We start from the raw sequence: 25,331 nt of genomic DNA, 5'->3' as shown, positions 1-25,331 counted from the left end.
GGTTCACAGCACCCGCCGGCGGACCAGCGCGGCCAGCACCAGCACACCCGGGAGCAGAGGCAACCATACGGTGACGATGCGGTACGCCAGCACCGCGGAGGTCGCCGCCACCCCGGTGGCGCCCGCGGTGACCAGTGCCAGGACCAGCGCCACGTCCAGCGAGCCGAGCCCGCCCGGGGTCGGCAGCAGCGCAGCCGCCGCGCTGCCCGCCAGGTACGCCACGGCCACGTGCGCGGCCGGCACCGGCGCGTGCAGCGAGCGCACGACGGCGACCAGCACCGCGGCGTGCATCACCGGGAACGCGAAGGAGCCGGCCCACAGCGCCGCCACCCGCGCCGAACGGCCGTGCACCGCGCGGACGTCGGTGGCGACCGTGCCGAGGAACGAGCGGACCGTGCGCCGGACGTGGCGCACCGAGAGCAGGACGGCCAGGACCAGGCAGAGCGCCGCGCCGGCCGCCAGCGCCAGGGTGAGCCCGGGCCGTCCGGGTACGACCCTGCGCATGTCCAGGGCGTGCGGGAAGGCCGCGAGCAGGACGGCCAGCAGCCCGACCCGCACCACACAGGCGGCCAGCGCCCGCACGGTCAGCGCGGCCGCGGAACGGCTGGGGGACAGACCGCAGCGCAGCAGGAAGCGCAGGTTGACGGCGTTGCCGCCGACGCCCGCCGGGAGGATGTGGTTGGCCGCCGAGGCGGCGAACTGGGTGGCGAGCAGACGCCCCGCCGGCAGTTGCTCCAGCACCGCGCCCTGCTGCGCGGCCGCCGAGCACACCCAGGCGAGCAGCGTCGCGGCCCCGGCCGCCAGCAGCCACTCGGCGTCGGCGGAACCCAGACGGTCGGTGCCGGCGTCCACCGTCGGCCACTGCCGCAGGACGATCAGGGCCACCAGCAACAGCGGTGCCACACCGACGATCTGACGCACTGGGAGGCGCCGCCACATGCGTTCGTGCCCTTCCGGTCGCCGCGGTCGCCCGCGCTGCCGTGAGGCGCTCCCCCGCGCTGCCCCGGCCGTACCTACGCACGACCATACGGTGCGGCGACCCGTACCGCTCATCCGTCGGCGCGTCCGGCCGTCCCGTGGTACGGGGCGGGACCGGCGCGCCCGGCGGGAGGATCACCGACACCGTACGGGTGCCGTCTCCTGGCGGTGGTTCCTCGGGCGAGGGATGGAGGACGGCGTGGGACGGTGTGCGGTGCCCGGTGCTCGGTGCGCGCCATGCGCTTCAGGCGCTTAGTGGAAGCCACATACCGACTGGTCGGTGTTACGGGATATCGTGGCGCCGGACGACACAGGTACGTACGCGGAGGGAGTCGCGGTGCGCGCGATCCAGATCACCGAGTTCGGCGGGCCGGAGGTACTGCGGCAGGTGGAGCTGCCCGAACCCGTGCCGGGGCCGGGACAGCTGCTCGTCGAGGTCTCCTCGTCGGGCGTCAACTACGCCGACACGCACCTGGTGGAGAACTCCTACCTGTCCAAGGCCACCCTGCCCCTCGTGCCCGGCGCCGAGGTGGTCGGCCGCACCGCCGGCGGCCGCCGCGTCGTGGCCCTCACCGACAACGGCGGCTACGCCGAGCGGGCCGTCGCCGAGGAGTACCTCGCCCACGACGTGCCCGACGGCGTCACCGACGGCCAGGCGCTCGCCCTGGTCGTCCAGGGCCTCACCGCATGGCACCTGCTGCGTACCTCCGCGCGCATGGCCGAGGGCGAGTCGGTGGTCGTGCACGCGGCCGCGGGCGGCACCGGCTCGCTCGCCGTACAGCTCGCCAAGGAGTTCGGCGCGGGACGGGTCATCGCCACCGCGTCGTCCAAGGAGAAGCGCGACCTTGCGCTGGAGCTCGGCGCGGACGTCGCGATCGAGGCGGACTCCACGGACGCGGCGGGGCTGAAGGAGCGGCTCGTCGAGGCCAACGGCGGCAAGAAGGTCGACATCGTGCTGGAGATGACCGGCGGCCCGGTCTTCGACGCCTCGCTGGCCGCGCTCGCCCCCTTCGGCCGCCTGGTGACGTACGGACTCGCCTCCCGCGTACCCCCGGCCCCGGTCCAGGCGGCGCAGCTCATGGGCCGCTCCCGGGCCGTCGTCGGCTTCTGGCTGATGCACTGCGTGGGGCGCCCCGGCATGTACCGCGAGCCGATGGCCGAGCTGCTGGCCATGACCGCCGACGGCCGGCTGAAGCCGCAGGAGGGCGGCAGGTACCCGCTGTCCGAGGTCACCCGGGCCCACGAGGACCTGCGGGCCCGGCGCACTTACGGCAAGCTCACCCTCGACCCGGCAGGCTGAGCACCACGGGCCGGCCGCGCTTCCGCCCCCGCCGTTCGCGTTCTCGCGGAGGCACAATCGACAGCGGAGCACGAAGCCGCGGCCGGCGGCCCGAAGGAACGGGAGGGGCCATGGACAGGACCCGCTTCGCCCCCGACCGGGGGCTGACCACCCGCATGGTGGTCACCATGTTCATGATCGGGCTGCTCTACGTCGTGTTCGTGGGCGTCCTGCTGGCGCTGCTGCGCGGCGCGTGGCCGCTGATCCTGATCGTCGCGGGCGGGCTGTTCGTCGCCCAGTTCTGGTTCAGCGACCGGATCGCCGCCTTCAGCATGGGCGCCCGCGAGGTCACGCCCGAGCAGGCCCCGGAACTGCACGGTGTCGTCGACCGCATCTGCGCCCTGGCCGACATGCCCAAACCCCGCGTGGCGATCGCCGACAGCGACGTCCCCAACGCCTTCGCCACCGGACGCAACGAGAAGGCGGCCCTGGTGTGCGCGACGACCGGGCTGCTGCGCCGGTTGGAGCCCGAGGAGCTGGAGGGCGTCATCGCCCACGAACTCTCCCACGTCGCCCACCGGGACGTGGCGGTCATGACGATCGCCTCCTTCCTGGGCGTCCTGGCCGGAGTGGTCACCCGCGTCGGCCTGTGGGGCGGCCTCGGCCGCAGCAGCCGCGATCCCGGCACGGCGCTCGTGGTCATCCTCATCCCGCTGGTCAGCGCGCTCGTCTACTGCGTCAGCTTCCTGCTGACCCGGATGCTGTCCCGCTACCGCGAGCTGTCCGCCGACCGCTCCGCCGCGCTGCTCACCGGGCGGCCCTCCGTCCTGGCCTCGGCGCTCACCAAGGTCTCCGGCCAGATGGCCCGCATCCCCACCCAGGACCTGCGCAAGGCCGAGCCCTTCAACGCCTTCTACTTCGTCCCCGCCTTCGCCGGCGGCCAGAGCCTGGCCCAGCTGCTGTCCACGCACCCCACGCTGGAGCAGCGGCTGCAGCAGCTCGGCCGGATCTCCGTCGAGCTGGGGCGGCGCTGATGGGGATCCTGGACGCGCTGCTCGGCCGCAGCAAGCCCGTCAGGCCCGACCTGGACGGGCTCTTCGGGCTCCCCTCGGCGGCCGTGACCCTCGAGGCCGCGGCCGGCTTCCGGCCCACCGGCGTGGGGTCGGTGTGCTTCGCCGCCGTGGAGGGCGGCGCCTTCGCCGAGGTCCAGCAGGACGTACGGGCCCTCCTCGACATGGACGAGGGCCAGGGCGCCGTCCCGGTGGAGTCGGTGCGTGACGCGTACGGATACACCTGGCTGGTCGTCCGGCGCCCGGCCGAGGACCTGCCGGCCCTGGTCGGCGACCTCCACGCGGTCAACTCGGCCCTGGAGGGCCACGGCTTCGGCCCCCAGCTGCTCTGCTCCCTGGCCGCCTTCCGCGACGACCAGGCACGCTCCCTGGCGCTGGTCTACCTCTACAAACGGGGCTCGTTCTACCCCTTCGCCCCGCTTCCCGGGGAGAAGCGCGACAACCCCCTGGAGCTCCAGGTCAAAGCCCTGCTAGGCGACGACCTGCGCCTCGAGGAGGACCTCTCCCGCTGGTTCCCCGTCTGGGGCGCGCCGGGCCTGGGCGGCTGAGGCCCGGCGGCGGAAGCAGGCCGGGCCCGCGCGGGACCCGGGGGCCGAGGCCGCGGATCACCCCCAGGGCTCGACGTCCACCACGGCGCCGACCGGAACGGGCCCGTACACGTGCGGGAACTCCTCCCCGTGCGGCGGCATGGCCTCGTACCTCAGCGGGACGTCGAGCCGGGCGGGGTCGACGACCAGCACCACGAGTTCGTCGGGGCCCTCGTAGCCGCCGTACAGGAAGGCGGCCACGCGGGGGAGCTGGTCGCGGGTCGAGAAGTGGACGAACCCCTCCTGCCGCAGGGTGCGGCCGCGGGTCGAGACCTCGTAGCTGCCCGAGGCGAGGGCCGCCTCCCACAGGGAGCGCTCCGTGAGGTGCAGGATGTGCGGAACGTCGGTCACGCGGTCACCGGTCATGCGGTCACGCTACGGAACCGGCCGTGCCGTGCGCATCCGCATTCCGCGCCGTCCCGGGCGGAGGACCGGGGCGGGCGCGGAGAGGCCTCAGCCGGTGGTGAAGACGCCGATGCCGTTGGCGACGAGGCGTTCGGTGCCGCCCGCCGGGTGGTTGCGGACCTTGACGCGGGGCGCGCCTGGGGCGCGGGTGACGAGGGTGGAGGAGCCGCCGCCGTCGAGGTTGACCGCGGCCTGCGCGCCGATGCCGGACATCAGGGAGGCGAGTTCGCGGACCGTGAGCCCGGTGCCGGACTCCGCCTTGCCGTCCAGTGCCAGCAGGTACATCACGTGCCCGCCCTCGCCGTAGCCCGCCGCCGTGCGGGTCGCCGCGACGCCGTTCTCCAGGCCGGTCAGCGGCCCGCCGTCGCGCAGGATCGGGTAGCCCCCGACGGCGAAGCGGTACCCGCCGCCGTACACGGAGGCCACCAGCCGCTGCCGCACGTCGACCGCGTCGCCGGGCTCCAGCAGGCGCAGCGCCTCCGCGCCCGCCTCCCGGCCGACGAGGACCACCGTGTCGGGCGGGATCTCGCCCTCGCCCGGGTACTCGGCGGCGTCCACGACCTCGCCCTGGCTGACCGTGACCTCGTAGGTGTCGTCGCTGCAGGGCGCCCCGCGCTTGATGTCGTCGCCGCAGGCGGCGCGGAGCCGGGAGGCGCTGCCCCAGTCCGAGGTGTACGCGCCCACGCCGCCGACCGGGAGCGCGTACTGGTTCAGGCCGCCGAGCGGCACCGTGCCCCCGTCGAAGGCGACCGTGCCGGTCAGCCGGAGCCGGTCGAGCCGGGCGACCCCGTCGGTGCCGACCCCGAGCACGTCCTCGGTCGAGGTGCCGGGCGGCAGCTTCGGCCCGAAGCGCTGGGCCGGGGGCACCGCCGACTTCAGGACCCGTCCGGCGGCGATCGCCGGGCCGACCGGTGCGCTGGTCGCGGGCACACCGGGGTGCTGGGTCTCGCTCATGTTGAAGAAGTCGGCGTTGATGCCGCCCACCGCGCCCGCGGCGTTCGCGAGCCCCGAGACCGAGCCGCGGCCGGCGACGACGCCGGGGTGCAGCAGGTCCACGGTGACGCCGGGATCGCGCAGGTCCACCGTCAGCAGGTGCCCGCGGGCCGTGCCGTGGGCTCCCCGGTAGGTGAAGGTGCGGTAGTCCACGCCCGGCGCGAGCAGGGTGGTCGCGCCGTAGCGCAGTCCGTCGCCGGCGACCGCGGCGGCGGCGCCGCTCGTGCCGCCGAGCAGGGCGCTCCACGCCAGCGCCGCCGAGATCGCCAGGCGCACCCGGCGGGGTCGTCGAGTCACGTCGCTCCAGCCCGAAAAAACCGATTACCTGACGAGAGGTCAATGGTTGCCCGGGATGGCGGTGTTGTCGCACCACCACGCCGCACGTGACGGGGAATCCGACACGATACGGTGAAAAGCCGGAGGGAAGGGGGCCTTACGGGTGGGACACGGTCGCCCGGCCCCCGTCTTCCCCCCGCGGCTCAGCCGGGGAAGGCGTAGACCGTGGTCGCGTGCGCCGCGGGCTCGTCGGCGCCTTCCGGGGTGAGCTCGACGTCGATGAACGCCAGCCGCCGCCCGAGCTTGGTGACCCGCGCCGTGACCAGGACGTCGGTGCCCATGACCGCCCGCTGGAAGGTGGTGGACTGCTGGACGGTCGTCATCGGGCCGTAGCCGCCGCGGGCCGCGGACACCGCGATCACCGTCGCCGTGTCGGCGGCGGCCATCAGGGCCTGGCCCGACAGCGCGCCGCCCTCCCGGGCCAGTCGGTCCGACCAGGGCAGCCGCAGTACCGCGTGCCGTTCCCCGGTCTCCTCGACGAAGAGCCCCAGATCCCGCACCCAGGGCGCGAAGTTGTCGGCCAGGACCTTGTCCGCCTCTGCGGTGGTGATCGTCACGGCGGACATTCTGACCCACCGTCGGGGGCGCGCACCAGGGCGCGAGGGCGACCGCCCGGCGCCCGTTCACGCGTACATGCCGTTGCGGGTATATAGCCTCCGGAGTATGTTGGAAGGGTGTCCATACCCTTCGACGTGCTGGCCGAGCCGACGCGGCGGCGGATCCTCGACCTGCTCCTGGAACGCCCCCGTCTCGTCGGCGAACTCACCGAGCAGCTCGGCCTCAGCCAGCCCGGTACGTCCAAGCACCTGCGGGTGCTCCGCGAGGCGGGCCTGGTCCGGGTCCGCGCCGAGGCGCAGCGCCGCTGGTACGAGCTGCGCCCCGAGCCGCTGCGGGAGGTCGACGCCTGGCTCGCGCCGTACCGCGGGCTGTGGGGCGCCGGACTGGACGCGCTGGAGCGGCACCTGGACACCATGCCCGACGAGATGGAGGAGCCATGACCACGGACAGCGGCGAGACGCTGACCACCGCGGACGGCCGCACCGCGCTGCGGATGGAGCGGCGGCTCGCCCACCCGCCGGAGAAGGTGTGGCGGGCCCTGACCGAGCCCGGGCACCTGTCGAAGTGGTTCCCCTCCGACGTGGAGATGGAGCCGCGGGTGGGCGGCAAGGTGCGCTTCCCGTTCCGGCACGGAGAGGGGGAGACGATGGAGGGCGAGGTCACCGAGTGGGACCCGCCGCACGTCGTCGCCTACACCTGGGACGAGGACCTGCTGCGCTGGGAGGTGGTGCCGGAGTCCCTGGGCTCCGTGCTGATCCTGACCCACACCTTCGGCGACCGCCCCGGCGCCGCCAGCTTCGCGGCCGGCTGGGACGCCTGCATCGCCGGAATCGACCCCGAGCTGGCCGGCGAGCCCGTGCCCGCGCCGGGCGACATGAAGGCGGCCCACGAGCGGTACGTCAAGGAGTTCGGCCTCGACCGGGGCAGCGCGGAGGAACTGCCCGTCGGCTGGCTGGTCCGCTTCGAGCGGCAGCTGACCCAGCCCGTGGCGACCGTGTGGAAGACCCTGCTCGGCGGGGTGACCGCGCCCGAGGTCGGCGGACCGGTGCCGCGCGGGTTCGTCGTGGGCGACTTCGCCGCCGGGCCGGTGAGCGAGCTGCGCCCGCGGGAGGCGCTCGCCTATCCGTGGAGCCTGCACGGCCGCCACGAGGGCACCGTGCGCTGGGAGCTGAGCCGGGGCACGGGGCACGGCGCGCGGCTGGTCCTCACCCAGACCGGGGTCCCCGACGTGCCGGCCGCCCTGGCGCTGGACGTCTGGCGGGACCGTGTGGAGGGCCTCGCGGCGAAGCTGGCCGCGATGCCCCGCTGACGGGACGGCCGCAGCGCGGGGGCCCGGCAAGCTCACAGCCGGGCCCGCGCCTCCTCCAGGAACTCCCGGGTGGGCCCGGCGGGCAGTGCCTGCGCGCTCATCCGGTCCAGGGCCTCGCGGAACTGCGAGACGTCCTCGCGCTCGTCGAGGTAGACGGCGCCGATCAGGCTCTCCGCGTAGGCGATGTCCGGCAGCTCGGGCAGCGGGAAGCGGAAGATGTGGAACGGCCCGTACATCGCGGGATGCGGCCCCGAGGCGAAGGGCATCAACTGCAGCCGCACCTGGGGCATCCCGCACGCCTCGATCAGCCGGTCGATCTGAGCGCGCATCACCTCGGGCCCGCCGATGGGGCGGCGCAGCACCGTCTCGTCCATCACGACCCACAGCAGCGGCGGTTTGTCGCGGGAGAGCAGCCGCTGCCGCTCCATGCGCAGCGCGACGCCGCGCTCGATCTCCTCGCGCGTCGCGTGCGGCCGGCCCGCGCGCAGCACGGCCTCCGCGTATTGCGGCGTCTGCAGCAGCCCGGGCACGTAGTGCGGCTCGTAGGCGCGGATCAGTTCGGCCGAGCCCTCGAGGCTGACGAAGGCGCTGAACCACTCCGGGAGCACGTCGCGGAAGCGGTGCCACCAGCCGGGGCGGTTGGCCTCACGGGCCAGCTCCAGGAAGTTGGCGATCTCGGCGGGCTCGGTGACGCCGTAGGTGAGCAGCAGCTTCTCCACGTACGGGATCCGCAGGCCCACCTCGGCCTTCTCGATGCGGCGCACCGTGGCGTGGGTGACGTCCAGGGCGCGGGCCGCCTGCTCGTAGGAGAGCCCGGCCCTCTCGCGGAGGTCCTGCAGGCGTCTGCCGAGTACCACCCGCAGCACGGTGGGAGCGCTTGCCGCCCGCGCTTCAGTCACGGTCAATCTCCTCCAACACCGCCGATCCCCGCGTAGTTTGTCACGACGTCAGGCCGCCGCACAGCATGTTCGCGACGCTTTGCAAAGTACAGAACGCGCCATGCCGCGCTGTCCCGACGCCGGGCGCCGCTCAGCCGTCGGTCCGGCGATCCCACCCCGGGGTGGCCAGATCGTGGACCGCGGAGCGGAGTTCGGGGTGCGCGTGGAGGTCCCGGCCACCGGTCAGCACCCGGTGCAGGTCCCGCAGCGCGCTCCGCGCGTCGGTGCCCTCGGCCAGGTGGCTGTAGACGGCGGCCACGGCCGGGGTGCGGCTCTGCCCGGCATGGCAGTGGAGCAGGACCCGCTTGCCCTCCCGGCGCAGCCGCAGCACCTGGCGGGCGGCCTGGTCCAGCACGTGGTGGAGGTTGGCGTTCGCCCCCTCGCTGTCGACCAGCCAGACGCGGACCTGCTCGACGCCGGGTGTGCCGGGCAGGAGCGGGTCCGTACCGACGCGGCAGAGCGAGACCACGGCGTCGACGTCGACCGGTCCGGTGCCCTGGGCCAGGGCGAGGTTGCCCAGGATCACCCCGTCGTCGTGCGGGTGGGGTACGGCGAAGCCGGATTGACCGCCGGTCGGCAAGCGCGGCGCCGACGGCCAGCCGGCGTCGTCGTCGTTCCCGCCGCGGGCGGTGAGGACGGCCAGCCGGACCAGGTCGGCACCCGTGAGGCCCGGCCAGCCGTTGACGGCCTGCTGCCACTCCAGCGGGATGCCGGAGCAGCCCCAGCGCGCGCCGAGCAGGGCGCCCGCGATCGCCGCGACGGTGTCGGTGTCCGTTCCGGCGCGTACCGCCGCCTCCAGGGCGAGGCGCAGGTGCCCGGCGGGGAAGCCGCCTTCGGCGGGCCGCAGTTCGGGAACGGCGGTGCGGGTGACGGCCGACCAGGCGGCCTGGAGCGCGTGGACGACCCAGCCGTTGTCGGCGAAGTGGTGCGGCGGGTGGGCCTCCGCCTCGTCCAGCCGCTCCGCCCACGTCTGCCGGCGTTCGGGCGGGAGCAGGGCCAGGCCGTCGCGCACGCCGTCGAAGGTGCCGTGCAGCACAGCGGTGCGGATGCCGGAGCACCACAGCACGCAGGCGTCGGCGCAGTCGGGGTCGGGGTGGGTGAGCGCGCTGACGGCGACCGCGGCCTCGGCCATCGCGGAGGCGTCGCCGAGGTGCGCGAGGGCCACGATCCCGGTCCGCATCAACGAGCCGTTCCCCGCGCTGCGCGCGTGGGCGGCGGTGTACTCGCGGGCGGCCTCCCGCAGCGCCGTGCCCGCCGACCCGGGTGCGCGGGCGGCGGTGCTCAGGACCAGGCTGGTCTGGTTGCCGACGTCGCTGGCGCCCTCGCCCAGCCACTCCTGGAAGTGGGTGGCGACCGCGTCGAGGGCCGTCTGCTCGCGCAGGTCCGCCCCGGTCGCCGCCACCTCGGCGACGCAGACCTGCATCTGGGTGTCGTCCGAGTACTCGCCCGACTCGTACGGTCCCAGGCCGCCGCCGATCATCCGCGGCTGCTGGTCCGCGCGCAGCGTCGCCTTGAACTCGTACGGCACACCCAGCGCGTCACCCACGGCCGCACCGAGCAACACCCCGGCGGCCCGGTCGGTGGCCCGCGCGTCGAGGTGCGGACGGGGTACGGGGGCCTGGGCCACGGGTGTCCTCCTGGTGACGCGGCGGCACGTGCGGGACGGGCCGGAGGGCGGGTGCCGGGGCGAACGCCGTCCTGGCCGGACGCGGCGGTCCCGGGGGTTCGAAAGGGACTCCCGGCGTGATGCCGCGTCAGCCTCGCACGAGGACCCCCTTATCGTCAATGGGACACTATGGATGCCGTGAGGCGGCCGGCGGGCTACCGCGGGTGTGGCGACCGGAGGGCGGTGATCGAAATTGACGGACCGCCAGTTCGGTGGGTCGAGCCGTACGAGAGAGGTGATCGCGGGCCGCCGCTGGTCAGCGCCGTGTGCCGGGGCCGGGGCGCGGTCCGCTCCCGAGAAGGCCGGAGCGGCGCGGTCCGGGCCGAGTTGGGGGCGGAGGAGGATCTTCCATAGGATCCGCCAATGATCATAAGCAAACGGCTGGCGGTGGGGCTGTGCGGCCTCGCGGCCACCCTCGCCACCGCGCTCTTCCCGGCCGCGGCGCCGGCCGCCGCGGACGACGGGCCCGAGACCGCCCACGAGCCCCCCAAGGTCGAGCTCGTGCTCGACGTCAGCGGCTCGATGCGGGCCAACGACATCGACGGCAGGTCCCGCATGTCGGCGGCCAAGCAGGCGTTCAACGAGGTCATCGACGCGGTGCCGGACGAGGTGCGGCTCGGCATACGCACCCTCGGCGCCAACTACCCCGGCAAGGACAAGAAGGTCGGCTGCCGCGACACCGAGGCCCTCTACCCGGTCGGCTCCGTCGACCGCACCGAGGCCAAGACCGCCATCGCCACCCTCGCCCCCACCGGATGGACGCCGATCGGGCCCGCCCTCCTGGCCGCCGGCAAGGACCTCGCGGGCGGCGAAGGCACCCGCCGCATCGTGCTCATCACCGACGGCGAGGACACCTGCCAGCCGCTCGACCCGTGCGAGGTCGCGCGCCAGCTCGCCGCCGAGGGCACCCACCTGGTCGTCGACACCCTCGGCCTGGTGCCCAACACCAAGATCCGCGAGCAGCTCAGCTGCATCGCCGAGGCCACCGGCGGCACCTACACCGCCGTCGACCACGCCGACCAGCTCTCCGACCGCATCAAGCAACTCGTCGACCGCTCGGCCGACAACGTGGTCGTCACCCCCACCGTCACCCAGGGCGCCGACCGCTGCGCCGACGCCCCGCTGCTCGGGGCCGGCGTCTACAGCGACCGCGAGGAGTTCACCGAGCACCGCTGGTACCGGGTGAGCGTCACCGACGGCCAGGAACTGCGCGCCTCCGTCAGCGTCGGCGCCGACCGCGCCGTCAACCGCGACTACGGCGTCCTCGTACGGGCCGTCACCACCGGGGGCCGGGAACTCGTCCGCGGCTCCGACGCGAGCAGCGGACGCACCGACGTCATCTCCTCCGGACTGCGCTACGCCTGGCCGGAAGCCGACGACGACGCCGCCGCGACCGCCCGCACCGTGTGCATCGAGGTCAGCAACTCCTTCTCCGCGCCCGACGCCGTGAAGCGCACCCCGGGCCTGCCGCTCGAACTCAGCGTCGACCTGGTCTCCTCGCCCGACGAGCCGTCCGACGTCGCCTCCTTCGGCCTGGGCCGCGGCTGGTGGCTGCTGGCCCTGCTGGTCGTCACCGGCCTGGTCGCCGGTGTGCTGTGGGGCTGGATCTCGCGCTGGCGCGTCGCCGTCTGGAGGACCAACTGATGCGTACCATCCGAACGGCGCGCCGGGCGGCCGCCGTACTGCTCGCCGGCGCGGCCCTGTTCGCCGCCGGGGCGGGCACCGCTGCCGCTGACGACGCCACACCCAGCCCGTCCGCGAGCGGCACCGGGGCCACCGAGGAGACCGTCCAGCCCGGTACCGGCTTCCGCACCGCGGGCAACCTCCGGCCGGGGGTGCGTACGGCCCCGTCCAGCGCCTCCACCGGTGACTACCTCTACTGGGTCTTCCCCGCCGCCGCGGGCGAGGTGCCCACGGTCTCCGCGACCGTCACCCTGCCGGAGTCCGCGTCCCGGCACGGCGGCCAGACCTGGCAGCTCGACGTCTACGACGGCCTGCGCCGCCGTCAGGCGTGCGCCTCGGGCAAGCCCACCAGGACGGCGTCCGCGCAGGACACCCAGCTGGAGCTGAGCTGCCGGCTGCGCACCGTCCGCGCGTGGTCCGAGGCGTGGGCCGACGACCCGCTGCCGGGCGCGTACTACATCCGCCTGACCGTGCTGCGGCTCCCGGACCAGGACCTCGGCCTGCCGGTCCAGGCACAGGTCGGCACCACCTCGACGGACGCGGGCGGCTCCAAGGCCGTCGACGGCGAACTCGCCGCCCCGCTCACCCCCGTCGCCAAGGCCGGGGCCACCCTCGACCCCAACGCCGTGCCGTCCGTGTCCGCCACGGAGGAGTCCGACGAGGCCGCGGACGACGAGGCCGACCCCAGCGCCTCCCCGGTGCCGGCCGGTCTGGCCCAGCCCGAGGACGGCTGGGGCGGCGGCTGGTGGTCCGACCGCTGGATCTGGACCGCGGCCGGCGGCGTGCTCGGCGCGCTCGCGGGCATCGCCGGCTACAGCCTCACCCGTGGACGGGGACGCGGCCGCCCGGTCGCCTGACCACGGACCCGGTCACGCGCCGGTACGGTGCCCCGGCGGCACCGTACCGGCGCGTCCGCGTTCACCGCTCCGTAGGGGCCGTCCCCCGCGCCGCCGCCGCGCGCAGCAGTTCGGCCGTCTCCGGGTGCGGACCGCGTTCCGCCCATTCCAGCGGGGTGAGCCCGGTGCCGTGGTCCTCGCGCAGCCCTGGGTCGGCGCCGTGGGCCAGGAGCTGACGCACCGTCTCCACGTGGCCCCAGCAGGCGGCGGCGCACAACGGGGTGCCCTCGTCGCCGTGGCCGCTCTCGGTGTCCGGCCGCGCCCCGGCCGCCAGGAGCAGCGCGGCCACGGCGGGCGCGCCATTGACCGACGCCGCGTAGAGCGGGGTCGTCCCGTCCGGGTCGGCGTGCTCGGGGGACGCCCCCCGGCGCAGCAACTCCCCGGCCGCGCCCAGGGAACCGGACCCCGCCGCGGCCACCAGGGCCCGGCTCAGCTTCTTGCGACGTCTTCGGTTCACCGGGCGAAGGCTACGGGAGTACCGCCCCGCCCCGGCCGATCCCCAGGCGGGCGACGCGGCCCTGCTCACCGGCGGCCCAGCAGCCCAGGTCCGGGGCGCAGTCCACGGTGTCGTACGACCAGGTGTCGAACGTCCGCCAGCTCCGGCCGCCGTCCAGGCTCAGGTCGCTGCCCGACGGGCCCACCGCGATCGCCACGCGCGAGGAGTACGGCAGCCAGGTCACCCCCGAACGGTACGCGGCCGGGGGACGCCCGGAACGCGTCCAGGTGGCGCCGCCGTCGCGGGACACCGCGGCGGCCTCGGGGGAGGCCTGGTCGGGCCGGTAGTCCCCGCCCACGGCGATGCCGTGCCGCGTGTCGCGGAACGCAAGCGCGAACACCCCCTTCGCCGGGTCGCCCGCCGGCACCGTCGACGCCGCGGCCGTCCAGGTCAGCCCCCGGTCACGGGAGTGCAGCACGCGGGCCTGCGACGCACCGCCGGTCGCCAGCCACACGTCGCGCGGGCCGTGGCTCACCAGGCACTGACCGCTCGCCGCGAAGGACGCCTCGCCCGCGAGCGCGGGCGGCATCGCCGCCGAGGGCAGCACCCGCCAACTGCGGCCGCCGTCACCGGTGGACAGCATCCGGTACCTGCCGTCGACGGGGTCGCTGACGGCGAGGCCGTGCCGGTCGTCGAAGAAGGTCACGCAGTCGTAGAACGCCCGGGGGTCGGTGTTGCGGAAGGCCTCCGTCCAGGTCGCGCCGCCGTCCTGGGTGCGCAGCACCCGGGAGGCCTCGCCCTCGCCGATCGCCAGCACCACCGCGCGGCGCGCGTCGAACGCCTCGACGTCGCGGAACTGCAACTCGGCGGCGCCCGGCGGCGACACGTCCGCCCAGTGGCGCCCGCCGTCCACCGTCCGCAGCACCTTCCCCTCGGAACCGGCCACCCAGGCGGTGCTCGCACTGACCGCCGCCAGCCCGCGGAACCGGGCCGTGCTGCCGGTCTCCTTCAGCTCCCAGCGCGGACCGGGCCCTTCACCCGCCGCGCGGGCCGGGGCCGCCGTCAGCGCGGCGAGCGCCGCCCCGCACAGCAGCGCCGTCCACACCCGTCTCATCGTCCCCATCGGCGTCATGGCGCGGCAACCTAGCCGACCCCACGCCCCCGCACCAGACCGCCCGCCGCCGCGGCCCGTGCCCCGTGGCCCGATGCTCGTGTGTCGGTCGGGGCCCGAACCACCGCCCTGCCGCCGGGCGGTGGGACGGGGGCGGCTGTGCGGGTCTGCGTGGGGGCGGTCGGGGGGCTCGTGGTTGCCGCTGGTGCCGTGCGTTCGCGTCGTAGGCGTTGGGCACGTCGGTTGCGCCGCCTGGCCGCGAGGCGGCCGAGGGAGCCGCGTGGTTGGCCTTGCCGCCAGGCCGGGCCCGCCGGTGGTCACGTGGGCCGTGTCGTCACATGAGCTTTCCAAGCCCAGAGCACGGGCCGAATCCCCGTCACCCCCTCGCGAGTTGAACCCGCCGTGAGACACGGGTTGCACTGCCAGGACGCGTCGCTGATCCCTATGGCGGCCGAGGAAGATAGGAGCATGGTTGGTCAGAACTCGGTGCTTGCCCCAGCAGTCGTGATGGATGAAGCCGGGGCACTTGCGCTGGTCGGTGCCTCGGCTACCGAGCACTTCACCGTCGGTGGCGCGACCGTGGCCATAGGCCCAGCAGGAACATTGATCATCACAGAGGCCGCGGATGCTCCAGATAGAAGCGGTGTGTGGAACGCTAAGGAGGTCCGTCTGCTCGGCCCTGCGCCAGCGCCGGTCATGAAGCGACTCTTGGGGCAGACCGACGCACGGAGCTCGGGTGACACTCCATTGCCCATTCATCTGATCGCTCGCGTCGGAGAGGGCCTGCTGTATCTGGGCACCGGCCAGGTAGGGCAGGCTGAGACGGTGCGTCGTCCCGGCTGCGCCGCCCACGAACTCGTCCGATGCAAATTGCGACCGGACCCACCCCTGAGCAAGTCCCTGCTGGAACGAGTCCGTCCGCCGCATCCTCCCGCACAGCTTCCAGCTTTGGAGTGGCTGCGGCACGTGAACGACGACCGCGTCACTGCACTGGAACAGTTCGTCGCGGGCTGGTACCCAGCCACCGTCGGCACCGCGGATCCAGCGTGCGTAGGCATGCCCTCCGCAGCCCTGCCCGACGGGCTCAGGCAGCTCTACCGACTGGCAGAGCAGCGGCCAGGTGTTCTGGGAGTGCAGAACTACATCGTTCAGGACCCTGGCAGGACAACCGACATCTGTGGGGACATGCGTGTCTTCGGTGTGGAGAACCAAGGAGGGTTCTGCTGGTCCCTGTTGTGGTCGCTCGACGAGCCCGAGGATGACCCCACGGTTTGGTACCGGGAGGACGCCGAACCGCCAATCGCCGAACTTGAACCGCTCAGCGGCTTCCTCATTCAGTTCTCACTCTTCGAGGCCTCGATGAGCGCCGACTACAAGGCACTGTCGCGCGAAATCAGCGGAGAACAGGTCCAACAGCTCACCGAAGGACTGCGCCAGGTTCCTCTGCGTCCCTTCTGGCCAGAGACATCCACGCGCTTCTACGCGGCCCCGGGACTCGTCATGCATGTCTCGAACGGGTGGGAGGACAACCAGTTCACCGCCTGGGCCGGGGCCACTCACCGCAGCGCTCTGGCCCCTTTGGCCCACATTGACATCGACTGGCTCCGTTACGACGGGTGAAGCAGACACCTGGTGGATGAGTGACCCAGGGATGCTGTCCGTCCTGAGACGGTCACAGCAGGGGCCGGCCGTTCAACACGAGTGATGATGCCCGCGTACTCTGCACCACCTCTGCACCACCTAGGACGGGCACCCAAGGTGAGCAGCAGTCAGCTGAACAAGCGCCTCCTGCCGGAACCGGACCTCTTTGACCAGCTCATGAACCAAGGCACAATTTCTGTTCATGATCCCCCAGTTCCGCTGGGTGGGGCACCCTGGCCGAAGGCTGGGGGAGAGCATGTGACGACACGGCTCGGGGCCTGGTGGCGCACATCGGGCTGCCACGACCCGCGGGACGCAACCGTGCCGCCCGGCGGCCGGGCGTGCGCGGGCCCGCCGGCGTGCGGGGCGCGGGGCGGCCTCGCCACCGGGCGGCGCCCGGGGGACGTCAACGGGTCTGCGGCAGTGCCGTCCTGGCCTGCTCGAGCGCGATGGCCACCCGGGGCGACCCGCAGTCGCGGGCGAGGTCCACGGCGTCGCCGGTGAGGGCGCGGGCCGTGTCGAGGTCGCCGGTCCGGGCGCGGGCGAGGGCGGCGCGCGCGGTGTAGAGCGTGCGGTCGCGCCGGTAGAGGGGGTCCTGGATCGCCAGCGCCTTCTCCAGCAGCGGGGCCGCCTCCTCCGCCCGGCCGAGGTCCAGCAGCGCGATCCCGCTCTGCGCGGACAGCTCCGCCTCGTCGAACCAGTAGATCCACGACGGGTCGTCGTCCCCGGGCGCGGTGTCCAGCAGCCGCCCCGCCTCCTCCAGCGACCGCCGGCACGCCGCGTCCTCGCCGAGCCCCGCGTACGCCCGGGCACGGCGGGTGGCGAGCATCGCGCGGGTGCGCGAGGTCGCTCCCGCCGCCGCGGACTCCGCGGCCCGGGACGCCGCGAGGGCGTCGTCGTGACGGCCCGCGAACACCGCCTGGAGGCTCAGCCCCGCCCACAGGTTGGCGGCCTGCGGCCGGTCCTGCGCGCCGTGCGCGAGGCGCAGCCCGGTCAGGTAGTGCCGTTGCGCCGCCCCGTGCCGTCCGCAGTCCGTGGCCGCCCAGCCGCCCAGTTGGGCCAGGCCGGCGGCGACGCGCAGCAGGCGGGCGTCGAGCACGCCCCGGTACGGGCCCCGGCGCAGCAGGTCCAGGGCGATCCGCAGATCGGCCTCGACCCGGTGCCGTACGGCCTCGCCGCCGAGCCGGTCGTCGAGCCGGCGCAGCCCGAGCACTCCGCGCTCCAGCCACGCCACGGTCTCCTCGTCGGCGACGGAACCCTCCCGTCCGGCGGCCGCACCCGCGCCGCCCTGCGGCGGCGCGCTCCGCTCGCCGTCCGTCCCCGCCGTCCAGTCGGCGACGGCGTCGCGGAACTCCGCCCCCGCCAGCACGGGGTGGCCGCGCGGGTCGCGTCCGCCGCCGTCCAGCAGGGCGTCCAGCGCGTCGAGACCGCCCGTCCGGGTCCACGGCAGCCCGTCGGGGATGCCGTCGAACGACGGTAACCAGCCGGGCCAGGGGCGGGTGTCGACCTCGCGCAGCGGTACGCCGAGCGCCCGCGCCAGGGCGCGCTGGCTGTCCCTCTCCGGCACCACGCCCCAGTGCTCCCAGCGCCACACCTTCTCCCGCCGGGCCGCCATGGGCACGCCGAGGGCACGGGCGTTGTCGGCGACGACCCGGGCGAGGTCCTGGTAGCTCCAGCCGTGGCTGCGCCGTACGGACGCCAGGGGATGGGACGGTGCCGGCGCGGTGTCGTCCGCCACGGCATTGCTCCTTCGTCTGATGTTCGTAGGTTCGAATATCAGGCGGGGCCCGTGCCGCGCAGGCGATCGCCGCGATCCGTCCCCGATCCGCCCTCCGTCCTTCAGGGGGGCGCACGCCCGCGCTCGGACACGCGTGCGGGACTACATCGAGACAACAGGCCCGGGCTTGAAGTGGACCTGCTCATACCGGTTGGCTTCGTGTGATCAAGCGATCACCGGACGCCGAACGGGAACCCCGCCCCGGGCCGGACATCACGTGCGCGCCGTGGAGGCACCCCGAGGATGACTCCTCCTCCACCCCCGTTCGGTTTCTCCCGCTCCCGGGACGACCTGCGGTTCGACCCTGCCCTGGACGACGAGCCCCTGGCCGACGCCCGCGCCGCGCTCGCCCAGGGACGCTGGACCGCCGTACGCGGCCTGCTCGCCGAGACCGGCGACGACTGGGACCGCCGGGGCCACCGCATGGTCGTCCTCGGCGAGGGCAGCGCCAGCGCCACCTGGGCCCGCGAGTGGCAGCTCGCCGAACCCGGCAGCTCCGACGCGGCCGCACTGCTGGCCTGCGCCACGGTGTTCCGCGTCGTCGCGGGCAAGGAGAAGCCCGAACGGGCCCGCGAGGCCTGCCTCGCCGCCGCCGCGCTCACCCCGGCCGACCCCACCCCGTGGCTCTGCCTGCTGATCCTGGCCCGCCACACCGGCAGCGACGACGAGCAGATACGCGCCTTCGACCAGGTCCGCGGCCGGCACCGCAGCCACCACCACGGGCACCACCTGATGGCCGCCTGCCTCGCCGAACGCCCCCAGGCGGCCGCCGACGGCGAGGCCTTCCACGAGGTGTACGAGTTCGCCGACTGGGCCGCGGGCGAGGCACCCACCGGCTCACCGCTGGCCGTCCTCCCGGTCGTCGCCCACGCCGAGCTGTACCGCGTCCTCGCCACCGCCGGGACCCTGCCCGCCGACCCCGCCGCCTCCGGCCACTGGGACGGCTGGCGGGCCCGGCAGGCGCTCAAGCGGGGCTTCGACTGGTGGCTGGAGTTCGACGACGACGGGCACGACCACCCGCGCCTCCAACTCGACCTCAACTTCCTCGTCCACGCGCAGTTCCTGCAGGGCCGCAGTGCCGAGGCCGCGGCCCTGTTCAACCGGATCGGCGCCCACGCCACCCGTATCCCGTGGGCCTATCCGGACCGCGACCCCAAGAAGGCCTTCCGCGCCGCGCGGGAGGCCGTCCTCGGCCCCGGCTCCGCTTAGGGCCCGCGCCACATGACGCACCAGCACCACCCAACCCCTCCCAGGAAGGAACCGCCATGCTGACGGGCAACAGCGGGATCAGCACGTTCAAAGGCGAGGAGAGAGCCCTGCGGGCCGACCGCCTCGGCATGTCCGGCCTGCTCCTGTCGGTGGTCGCGGCCAGCGCGCCGCTGATGGTGGTGGCGGGCGTCATGCCCACCACGTACGGCGTGATGGGCATCGTCGGACAGCCGCTGCTGTTCGTCATCCTCGGCGTGGTGCTGCTCCTCTTCAGCGTCGGTTACGCCGAGATGAGCCGCCACGTCCACAACGCGGGCGCCTTCTACGCCTACATCGCCCGCGGGCTCGGCGGCACCGCAGGCGCCGCCGCGTCGCTCGTCGCCCTGGTGTCGTACAGCGCCATGCAGTTCGCGGTGTTCGGCCTCTTCGGCTTCGAGATCTCCGGGCTCTTCCAGACCTACCTCGACACCACGATCGCCTGGTGGATCCCGGCCGTCCTGGGCGTCCTCCTGGTCGGCGCGCTCGGCTGGCTCAAGATCGACGTCAACGCCAAGGTGCTCGGCGTCCTGCTGATCATCGAGATCGCCCTCGTCGTCATCTTCGACGTCGCCGCCGTCGGCAGCCCCGCCAAGGAGGGCCTGTCGCTGCACGCCTTCGACCCGAGCACGCTCAGCGGCGCGGGCCTCGGCACCGCCCTGTGCTTCTGCATCGCCAGCTTCGTCGGCTTCGAGCAGTCGCCGGTCTACGCCGAGGAGACCAGCCGGCCGCAGGTCGTGGTCGCCCGGGTCACCTTCCTGGCCGTCACCTTCGTCGCGGTGTTCTTCGCCCTCAGCTCCTGGGCGCTGAGCATCGCGGCCGGCCCGTCCCAGATCGTCGAGGAGTCGCAGAAGCAGGGCCCGGGGCTGCTCTTCGGCCTCAGCGAGTCGATCATCGGGACGGCCTTCACCGACATCCTGCACGTCCTCTATGTGACGGGCATGTTCGCCTGCCTGCTCAGCTTCCACAACGTGGTCGCCCGCTACGCCTTCGCCATGGGCCGTGAGGGCCTGCTGCCCTCCGCCTTCGGCCGCACCAACCCCACCAGCGGCGCACCCGCGTTCGGCTCGCTGCTGCAGACGCTGGTGTCCCTCGGCTTCGTGGTCGCCTTCGCCGTCACGGACGGCAGCGCGGCGGCCGACCACGACCCGACCGCTCCGGTGCTGAAGCTCTTCACCTGGTTCGGCAACGTCGGCGCCCTCGGCGTCATCGTGCTGCTGGCGACCGCGTCCTTCGCCGTCATCGGCTACTTCGTGCGCCGCGGCGCGCTGCGCACCCAGGCGCCGCGCATCGTCGCCTCCGCCCTCGCGGGCGTCGCGCTCGTCGTCATCGCCGTCTACGCCGTCAAGGACTTCGACGTCCTGGTCGCCGGCGACGGCTCCGCCGTCTCCTGGGTGCTGCCCGGCATCATCGGTGCCGCCGTCGTGGCCGGCCTGGTGTACGGGGCGGTGCTGCGCGCCACGCGTCCCGAGGTGCACGCCCGCATCGGCCTCGGCAACGAGGCGTTCCGGATCGAGCAGGCCCGGGAGACCTCGGGCGCCGACGCGGAGACCGCCGCCTCCTGACCGTGCCCGGCCCGCCGCCACCCTCCGGGGGCGGCGGGCCGCAGCCAGGTCCGCAGTGCCGTCCGCCCCGTAGCGCAACGACTCACATCCACAAGAGGGTTGTCCCATGTCCTCCTGCTGCCACACCGACGCCGACGCCGCGCCCGCCGCGCCCCACCCCCTCGACCCGCTGACCGCCGACGAGATATCCGCCGCCCGCCGCATCCTCGCCGAGGACGGCCGGGTCACCGACACGACCCGCTTCCCGCTCGTCCTGCTCGACGAGCCCGACCGGCACACCGCCGACGCCCACCGCGACGGCGACCCCGTGGTGCGCCGGCTGCGCGTCACCCTGCTGGACTCGGCCACCGGCGCCGCCGCCGAGGCACTGGTCGACGTCACGGCGGGCGCCGTCGTCGCGCACCGCGCGCTGGACACCGCGGAGGAGGGCCAGCCCCCGGTCACCTTCGAGGAGTACGAGATCGTCGAGCAGGTCGTCAAGGCCGACCCCGGCTGGCGCAAGGCCATGGCCGAGCGCGGCGTCACCGACCTCGACCTCGCCGTCGCCGCGCCCCTCGGCGCCGGCCCGCTGCGCTTGGCGGACCGCCCCGGCGCGCGCCTGATGCGCTCCCTGACCTGGCTGCGCTGCGACGCCTCCGACAGCCCCTGGGCGCACCCGGTGGCCGGGCTCGTCGCCGACGTCGACGTCATCGAGCGCAAGGTCGTCCGCCTGATCGACACCGGGGCCGTCCCCGTCCCCACCGAATGCGGCCGCTACGAGACCGAGTTCAACGGACCGGCCCGCACCGACCTGCGCCCGCTGGAGATCACCCAGCCCGAAGGGCCGTCCTTCTCGCTCAGCGGCCGGCTGCTGACCTGGCAGAAGTGGCGCCTGCGCATCGACTTCAACGGCCGCGAGGGCCTCGTCCTCCACCAGATCGGCTACGAGGACGGCGACCGCGTCCGCCCCGTCCTGCACCGCGCCTCACTGGCCGAGATGGCCGTCGCCTACGCGGAGCCCGGCGACGACCGCAACTGGGTCGCCTTCCTCGACGCCGGCGAGTACTCCCTCGGCCGCAACGCCAACGCCCTGAAGCTGGGCTGCGACTGCCTCGGCGAGATCACCTACCTCGACGCCGTCCTCTCCGACGACCTCGGCAACCCCGAGACGCTGCCCAACGCGATCTGCATCCACGAGGAGGACTACGGCCTCCTGTGGAAGCACACCGACATCTTCAACGACATGGCCGCCGACAGCCGCCGCGCGCGCCGCCTGGTCGTCTCCTACATCGCCACCGTCGGCAACTACGACTACGGCTTCTACTGGTACTTCCACCAGGACGGCACGATCGGCTTCGAGGCCAAGTCCACCGGCATCGTGCAGACCTCCGCCGTCGAGCCCGGCACCGCCGACGCGGTCGGCACGGAGGTCGCCCCCGGCCTGCTCGCCCCGTTCCACCAGCACCTGTTCTGCGTACGGCTGGACGCGGCGGTCGACGGCCACGCCAACACCGTGGAGGAGGTGGACGTCGTCCCGGTACCCGGCGGCCCGGACAACCCCAACGGCAACGTCTTCACCACCCGGGTCACCCCGCTCGCCGACAGCGCCGAGGGCGGCCGTCTCGCGGACCCGCTGGCCGGCCGCCGCTGGCGGATCACCAACCCCGGCTCCCTCAACCGCATGGGCAAGCCCGTGGCGTACACGCTCGTGCCGCAGCCCGGCCCGGTCGTCCTCGCCCAGCCCGGCTCGGCGGTCGCCCGGCGCATGGCCTACGGCACCAAGCACGTGTGGGTCACCCGCCACCGCCCGGAGCGGCGCTTCCCCGCGGGCGACTACCCCAACCAGAACGCGGGCGGCGCCGGACTGCCCCGCTGGACGGCGGCGGGAGAGTCGCTGGAGGACACCGAGCTGACCGTCTGGCACACCTTCGGCCCCACCCACCTGCCGCGGCTGGAGGAGTGGCCGGTCATGCCCGTCGACCACAGCGGGTTCACCCTCAAGCCGACCGGCTTCTTCGACCGCAACCCCTCGCTGGACCTCCCCAAGGAGACGCCGCGCGGCGAGGGCCACTGCCACACCGCCTGACGCGCGCCCCGGCCCCCGCGACGGCACCCGTCCCGGCCCCGCGACCCGAACGGATCGCGGGGCCGGGACGCACCGGCTCAGGAACGGTGCGAGGGCTCAGGAACGGCGCGAGGCGGGAACGTTGTCGTGGACCCGCTTGGGGTCGGTGACGGCGACCGGCGCCAGGATCTCCTCGATCCGCGCCAGCAGGTCCTTCTCCAGGACGACGCCCGCCGCCTTGGCGTTCTCCGCGACCTGCTCGGGGCGGGACGCGCCGACGATGGCCGCCGAGACGTTGGAGTTCTGCAGCACCCACGCCACCGCCAGCTGGGCGAGCGAGAGCCCGGCCTCGGCGGCGAGCGGCTGGAGCCGCTGCACCGCGTCGAGCACGTCGTCGCCCATCCAGCGCGAGATCATGTTCGCGCCGCCCTTGTCGTCGGTGGCCCGCGAGCCCGCCGGCGGCTCCTGCCCCCGCCGGTACTTGCCGGTCAGCACACCCTGCGCGATCGGCGAGAAGACGATCTGGCCCATGCCCAGCTCCTCGCAGGCCGGGACGACCTCGCCCTCGATGACCCGCCACAGGGCGTTGTACTGCGGCTGGTTCGACACCAGCGGGACGTGCAGTTCCCGGGCCATCGCGTGGGCACGCCGGATCTGCTCCGCCGGCCACTCCGAGACGCCGATGTAGAGGGCCTTGCCCGAGTGCACGACGTCGGCGAACGCCTCCATCGTCTCCTCGAGCGGGGTGTCCACGTCGAAGCGGTGCGCCTGGTACAGGTCGACGTAGTCGGTCTGCAGGCGGCGCAGCGAGCCGGCGATCGACTCCATGATGTGCTTGCGCGACAGCCCGCGGTCGTTGCGGCCCGGGCCGGTCGGCCAATACACCTTGGTGAAGATCTCGATGCCCTCGCGGCGCTCGCCCTTCAGCGCCTCGCCGAGGACGGACTCGGCACGCGTGCCCGCGTAGACGTCGGCCGTGTCGAAGCTGGTGATGCCGGCCTCGAGCGCCGCGCGCACGCACGCCGTGGCGGCGTCCGCCTCCACCTGCGAGCCGTGGGTGAGCCAGTTGCCGTACGCGATCTCGCTGATGACCAGGCCGCTACGGCCGAGATGGCGGTATTCCATGGGAGCGAAGCCTCCGTTGGCGTGTCCGTGAATGCCGGCCGGCCCGGGTGCGGGCGCACCGGGGCATGCCGGGGGCTCGGCGCCCGGGCGGGCGCCGGCCGCAGAAAAGGTGGCAGGGGCAAATACATCTGATCATTGCACGTTCCCCGGCCGGCGCGGGGGCCGGTCCCCCCGGTCGCCCCGGCGGCCCGTCCGCGCCCCCGGTTCAGCGGAAGTCCGGGGTCCACAGACGCACCGTGGCGAACTCCGCGCCGGGACGGGTCCTGGCGTACGCGGGCGTCCCGTCCGCGTCGAGGAACTCGATCGTCGGGCCGCCCCAGCCCCGGGGGCCGGACGCCCGTGAACGGGCCCGGATGCGGGTCCCCGTCGGCTGGCTGGTGTACGCGCTCACCCCGCTCGCCCCGTCCACCTGCCGGTACCTGCGCGTCGCGACGTCCAGCCGGTACACCCCGTAGGTGTCGGTGAACCACAGCGCCCCCGGCTCGCCGTACACCGGCTGCAGGTCACGGCCCTCGCCCTCGAAGCCGACGGCGCTGTGCTCGGTCAGCGTCGTCGCCGTACCCCGGCCCGACACCGCGTACCGCACCAGCCGCTCGGCACCGATCGCCCACAGCGCCGCGTGCTCCGGGTCGTACAGCACCCCGCGCGCCCTCGGCAGCGGCACGGTGCGGAACGGCGCGGCCTGCTGCGTGTCCGCGTACAGCCGCAGCCGCCCGGGCGCCCCCGAGGCCACGACGATCACCCCGCCCGGGATGCGCTCGATGGCGTGCGGGCTGTCGGCCGGGGTCACCGTCTGCCACACGATCGCCCCGGTGTCCTCGCGCACCATGGCCGCCCGCCCGCCGGACGCGGCGACCAGCACCACCCGCCCGTACGCCTGCGTCCTGCGCAGCCGCACGTCCGACAGGTGCTGCCAGCTCGTGCCGGCCCCGCCCGGCGCGCTCCAGCGCCAGGTCACGGCGTCGGGCCCCGACCAGTCCCGGGCCTCGGGGTCGAAGACCAGGACGTCGTTGCGGGACTGGTCGGCGGTGGCGATGGGATGGCTCTTCCGCGCGGCGTGCCGCGTCATGTCGTGCCCCCGTACGTCGTTGACGTGCCAACGAATATTCGGAGGATAGCGACGGCGGGTGCTGCCAGGATGGGCCGCGTGACCGTACCGCGACCGAACGTCCACGCTTCGCCCGTATGGGAGATCGCCCCGCTCGCCGTTGACGACCCGGTGTCGAGGGACCTGCTGTGGAGGTACTACGACGACATCGTCAGCCGCTACTACGGCAGGCCGATGACCCCGCGGGAGATCGACGACCTGCTCGCCGAGCACACCAGTGACGACCTCGCCGGTCCCCGCGGGCACTTCCTCGTCGGCCGCCACGGCGGTGTGCCCGCCGGCTGCGCGGGCGTCCGCCTCCTCGCCCCCGGCGTCGCCGAACTCCGCCGCGTCTGGGTCGTCCCCGCCGCCCGCCGCACCGGCGGCGCCGCGCGGCTGGTCGCGGCCGCCGAACACGCGGCCCGCGCACACCTGGGCGCCGCCGTGATCCGCCTCGACACACGGGCCGACCTGGTGGAGGCACGGACGCTGTACGCGAAGCTGGGGTACCGGGAGATCGACGACTACAACGGCGAACGGTACGCCGACCACTGGTTCGAGAAGCGTCTCGGCCCGCCCTCCGGCGCGGCATAGGCCCAGGC

Annotated in this window: 23 protein-coding genes; 12 read left to right on the top strand and 11 right to left on the bottom strand. The window is 74.1% G+C overall.

The features are described 5' to 3' along the window. Positions 1-3 precede the first annotated feature (3 nt). The gene (locus ABZ479_RS22680; protein ID WP_499603191.1) at positions 4-903 is read right to left on the bottom strand and encodes a lysylphosphatidylglycerol synthase transmembrane domain-containing protein; all 900 of its coding nucleotides are present in this window, start codon (positions 901-903) and stop codon (positions 4-6) included. A gap of 412 nt (positions 904-1,315) precedes the next feature. On the opposite strand from ABZ479_RS22680, the gene ABZ479_RS22675 reads away from it, so the two are divergent. The 3 genes from ABZ479_RS22675 to pspAB all read left to right on the top strand — a co-directional run bounded on the left by ABZ479_RS22675 (position 1,316) and on the right by pspAB (position 3,875). Continuing rightward, a complete protein-coding gene (locus tag ABZ479_RS22675; RefSeq protein WP_500463282.1) occupies positions 1,316-2,278 on the top strand; it encodes a quinone oxidoreductase family protein in 963 nt (320 codons plus the stop codon). Between the two features lie 110 nt (positions 2,279-2,388). Beyond that, positions 2,389-3,291 (top strand): zinc metalloprotease HtpX, encoded by a 903-nt coding sequence (gene htpX / locus ABZ479_RS22670; RefSeq protein ID WP_500463281.1) that lies wholly within the window; start codon positions 2,389-2,391, stop codon positions 3,289-3,291. Then, complete coding sequence (pspAB, locus tag ABZ479_RS22665; RefSeq protein ID WP_500463280.1) at positions 3,291-3,875, top strand: PspA-associated protein PspAB; 585 nt, start codon at positions 3,291-3,293, stop codon at positions 3,873-3,875. Before htpX ends, pspAB begins: the two co-directional genes overlap by 1 nt. 57 nt (positions 3,876-3,932) lie before the next feature. Here the strand turns inward: pspAB and ABZ479_RS22660 are convergent, their stop codons facing one another. From ABZ479_RS22660 to ABZ479_RS22650, 3 genes are all read right to left on the bottom strand, one after another. Continuing rightward, positions 3,933-4,280: a DUF952 domain-containing protein gene (locus ABZ479_RS22660; protein ID WP_500463279.1), complete on the bottom strand. Its 348-nt coding sequence runs from the start codon at positions 4,278-4,280 to the stop codon at positions 3,933-3,935. Between the two features lie 87 nt (positions 4,281-4,367). Next, positions 4,368-5,609 carry a phosphodiester glycosidase family protein gene (locus tag ABZ479_RS22655; RefSeq protein ID WP_500463278.1) on the bottom strand — a complete coding sequence of 414 codons (1,242 nt, stop codon included), beginning with the start codon at positions 5,607-5,609 and terminating at the stop codon, positions 4,368-4,370. 182 nt (positions 5,610-5,791) lie between these two features. Beyond that, positions 5,792-6,205, bottom strand: coding sequence for a PaaI family thioesterase (locus tag ABZ479_RS22650; protein ID WP_499603185.1), 414 nt, complete (start codon positions 6,203-6,205; stop codon positions 5,792-5,794). A gap of 117 nt (positions 6,206-6,322) precedes the next feature. Here ABZ479_RS22650 and ABZ479_RS22645 point away from each other — a divergent pair, with 117 nt between their 5' ends. Further along, positions 6,323-6,646, top strand: a complete 324-nt coding sequence (locus tag ABZ479_RS22645) for an ArsR/SmtB family transcription factor (protein WP_500463277.1) — start codon at positions 6,323-6,325, stop codon at positions 6,644-6,646. Beyond that, complete coding sequence (locus tag ABZ479_RS22640) at positions 6,643-7,515, top strand: SRPBCC family protein (RefSeq protein ID WP_499603183.1); 873 nt, start codon at positions 6,643-6,645, stop codon at positions 7,513-7,515. Before ABZ479_RS22645 ends, ABZ479_RS22640 begins: the two co-directional genes overlap by 4 nt. A gap of 32 nt (positions 7,516-7,547) precedes the next feature. Here ABZ479_RS22640 and ABZ479_RS22635 read toward each other — a convergent pair whose 3' ends face one another. After that, the gene (locus ABZ479_RS22635; protein ID WP_500463276.1) at positions 7,548-8,414 is read right to left on the bottom strand and encodes a Sco1979 family transcriptional regulator; all 867 of its coding nucleotides are present in this window, start codon (positions 8,412-8,414) and stop codon (positions 7,548-7,550) included. Positions 8,415-8,544: 130 nt separating this feature from the next. Next, positions 8,545-10,080 (bottom strand): ADP-ribosylglycohydrolase family protein, encoded by a 1,536-nt coding sequence (locus tag ABZ479_RS22630; protein WP_500463275.1) that lies wholly within the window; start codon positions 10,078-10,080, stop codon positions 8,545-8,547. 402 nt (positions 10,081-10,482) lie between these two features. Between ABZ479_RS22630 and ABZ479_RS22625 the strand changes: the two genes are divergently transcribed. Next, entirely contained in the window at positions 10,483-11,763 is a 1,281-nt protein-coding gene (locus tag ABZ479_RS22625) for a VWA domain-containing protein (RefSeq protein WP_500463274.1), read from the top strand. Continuing rightward, on the top strand, positions 11,763-12,659 hold the full coding sequence (locus tag ABZ479_RS22620; protein ID WP_500463273.1) for a hypothetical protein: 897 nt from the start codon (positions 11,763-11,765) through the stop codon (positions 12,657-12,659). Before ABZ479_RS22625 ends, ABZ479_RS22620 begins: the two co-directional genes overlap by 1 nt. A gap of 61 nt (positions 12,660-12,720) precedes the next feature. On the opposite strand, the gene ABZ479_RS22615 is transcribed toward ABZ479_RS22620, so the two are convergent. Beyond that, positions 12,721-13,155, bottom strand: a complete 435-nt coding sequence (locus ABZ479_RS22615; protein ID WP_500463272.1) for an ankyrin repeat domain-containing protein — start codon at positions 13,153-13,155, stop codon at positions 12,721-12,723. 10 nt (positions 13,156-13,165) lie between these two features. After that, a complete protein-coding gene (locus tag ABZ479_RS22610) occupies positions 13,166-14,266 on the bottom strand; it encodes a WD40/YVTN/BNR-like repeat-containing protein (RefSeq protein ID WP_500463271.1) in 1,101 nt (366 codons plus the stop codon). A gap of 447 nt (positions 14,267-14,713) precedes the next feature. On the opposite strand from ABZ479_RS22610, the gene ABZ479_RS22605 reads away from it, so the two are divergent. Next, the gene (locus ABZ479_RS22605) at positions 14,714-15,865 is read left to right on the top strand and encodes a hypothetical protein (RefSeq protein ID WP_500463270.1); all 1,152 of its coding nucleotides are present in this window, start codon (positions 14,714-14,716) and stop codon (positions 15,863-15,865) included. A gap of 427 nt (positions 15,866-16,292) precedes the next feature. Here the strand turns inward: ABZ479_RS22605 and ABZ479_RS22600 are convergent, their stop codons facing one another. After that, entirely contained in the window at positions 16,293-17,624 is a 1,332-nt protein-coding gene (locus tag ABZ479_RS22600) for an NsdA family TPR-like regulatory protein (protein ID WP_500463269.1), read from the bottom strand. Between the two features lie 282 nt (positions 17,625-17,906). Here ABZ479_RS22600 and ABZ479_RS22595 point away from each other — a divergent pair, with 282 nt between their 5' ends. The 3 genes from ABZ479_RS22595 (at position 17,907) to ABZ479_RS22585 (ending at position 22,538) form a co-directional block, all read left to right on the top strand. After that, positions 17,907-18,872 (top strand): hypothetical protein, encoded by a 966-nt coding sequence (locus tag ABZ479_RS22595; protein ID WP_500463268.1) that lies wholly within the window; start codon positions 17,907-17,909, stop codon positions 18,870-18,872. A 56-nt stretch (positions 18,873-18,928) separates the two neighbouring features. Further along, on the top strand, positions 18,929-20,473 hold the full coding sequence (locus ABZ479_RS22590; protein WP_500463267.1) for an APC family permease: 1,545 nt from the start codon (positions 18,929-18,931) through the stop codon (positions 20,471-20,473). A 106-nt stretch (positions 20,474-20,579) separates the two neighbouring features. Next, entirely contained in the window at positions 20,580-22,538 is a 1,959-nt protein-coding gene (locus tag ABZ479_RS22585; protein WP_500463266.1) for a primary-amine oxidase, read from the top strand. 96 nt (positions 22,539-22,634) lie between these two features. Here ABZ479_RS22585 and ABZ479_RS22580 read toward each other — a convergent pair whose 3' ends face one another. Both ABZ479_RS22580 and ABZ479_RS22575 read right to left on the bottom strand, forming a co-directional pair. Then, positions 22,635-23,642 carry an aldo/keto reductase family protein gene (locus ABZ479_RS22580; protein WP_500463265.1) on the bottom strand — a complete coding sequence of 336 codons (1,008 nt, stop codon included), beginning with the start codon at positions 23,640-23,642 and terminating at the stop codon, positions 22,635-22,637. 205 nt (positions 23,643-23,847) lie between these two features. Beyond that, on the bottom strand, positions 23,848-24,711 hold the full coding sequence (locus ABZ479_RS22575; RefSeq protein ID WP_500463264.1) for a DUF6528 family protein: 864 nt from the start codon (positions 24,709-24,711) through the stop codon (positions 23,848-23,850). 69 nt (positions 24,712-24,780) lie between these two features. Here ABZ479_RS22575 and ABZ479_RS22570 point away from each other — a divergent pair, with 69 nt between their 5' ends. Further along, positions 24,781-25,323, top strand: a complete 543-nt coding sequence (locus ABZ479_RS22570) for a GNAT family N-acetyltransferase (RefSeq protein WP_500463263.1) — start codon at positions 24,781-24,783, stop codon at positions 25,321-25,323. Positions 25,324-25,331 lie beyond the last annotated feature (8 nt).

This window comes from Streptomyces sp. NPDC005722, assembly GCF_040630935.1.
Classification (GTDB): domain Bacteria; phylum Actinomycetota; class Actinomycetes; order Streptomycetales; family Streptomycetaceae; genus Actinacidiphila.
The sequence above is the reverse complement of the archived record's forward strand: the minus strand, read 5'-3'. Positions and strand labels throughout refer to the sequence as shown.

Coding starts and splice junctions, on each gene's coding strand:
- htpX (WP_500463281.1), top strand. CDS start 2,389: ATGGACAGGACCCGCTTCGCCCCCGACCGGGGGCTGACCACCCGCATG.
- pspAB (WP_500463280.1), top strand. CDS start 3,291: ATGGGGATCCTGGACGCGCTGCTCGGCCGCAGCAAGCCCGTCAGGCCC.
- ABZ479_RS22660 (WP_500463279.1), bottom strand. CDS start 4,280: ATGACCGGTGACCGCGTGACCGACGTTCCGCACATCCTGCACCTCACG.
- ABZ479_RS22640 (WP_499603183.1), top strand. CDS start 6,643: ATGACCACGGACAGCGGCGAGACGCTGACCACCGCGGACGGCCGCACC.
- ABZ479_RS22625 (WP_500463274.1), top strand. CDS start 10,483: ATGATCATAAGCAAACGGCTGGCGGTGGGGCTGTGCGGCCTCGCGGCC.
- ABZ479_RS22620 (WP_500463273.1), top strand. CDS start 11,763: ATGCGTACCATCCGAACGGCGCGCCGGGCGGCCGCCGTACTGCTCGCC.
- ABZ479_RS22610 (WP_500463271.1), bottom strand. CDS start 14,266: ATGACGCCGATGGGGACGATGAGACGGGTGTGGACGGCGCTGCTGTGC.
- ABZ479_RS22605 (WP_500463270.1), top strand. CDS start 14,714: ATGGTTGGTCAGAACTCGGTGCTTGCCCCAGCAGTCGTGATGGATGAA.
- ABZ479_RS22595 (WP_500463268.1), top strand. CDS start 17,907: ATGACTCCTCCTCCACCCCCGTTCGGTTTCTCCCGCTCCCGGGACGAC.
- ABZ479_RS22590 (WP_500463267.1), top strand. CDS start 18,929: ATGCTGACGGGCAACAGCGGGATCAGCACGTTCAAAGGCGAGGAGAGA.
- ABZ479_RS22585 (WP_500463266.1), top strand. CDS start 20,580: ATGTCCTCCTGCTGCCACACCGACGCCGACGCCGCGCCCGCCGCGCCC.
- ABZ479_RS22580 (WP_500463265.1), bottom strand. CDS start 23,642: ATGGAATACCGCCATCTCGGCCGTAGCGGCCTGGTCATCAGCGAGATC.
- ABZ479_RS22575 (WP_500463264.1), bottom strand. CDS start 24,711: ATGACGCGGCACGCCGCGCGGAAGAGCCATCCCATCGCCACCGCCGAC.
- ABZ479_RS22570 (WP_500463263.1), top strand. CDS start 24,781: ATGGGCCGCGTGACCGTACCGCGACCGAACGTCCACGCTTCGCCCGTA.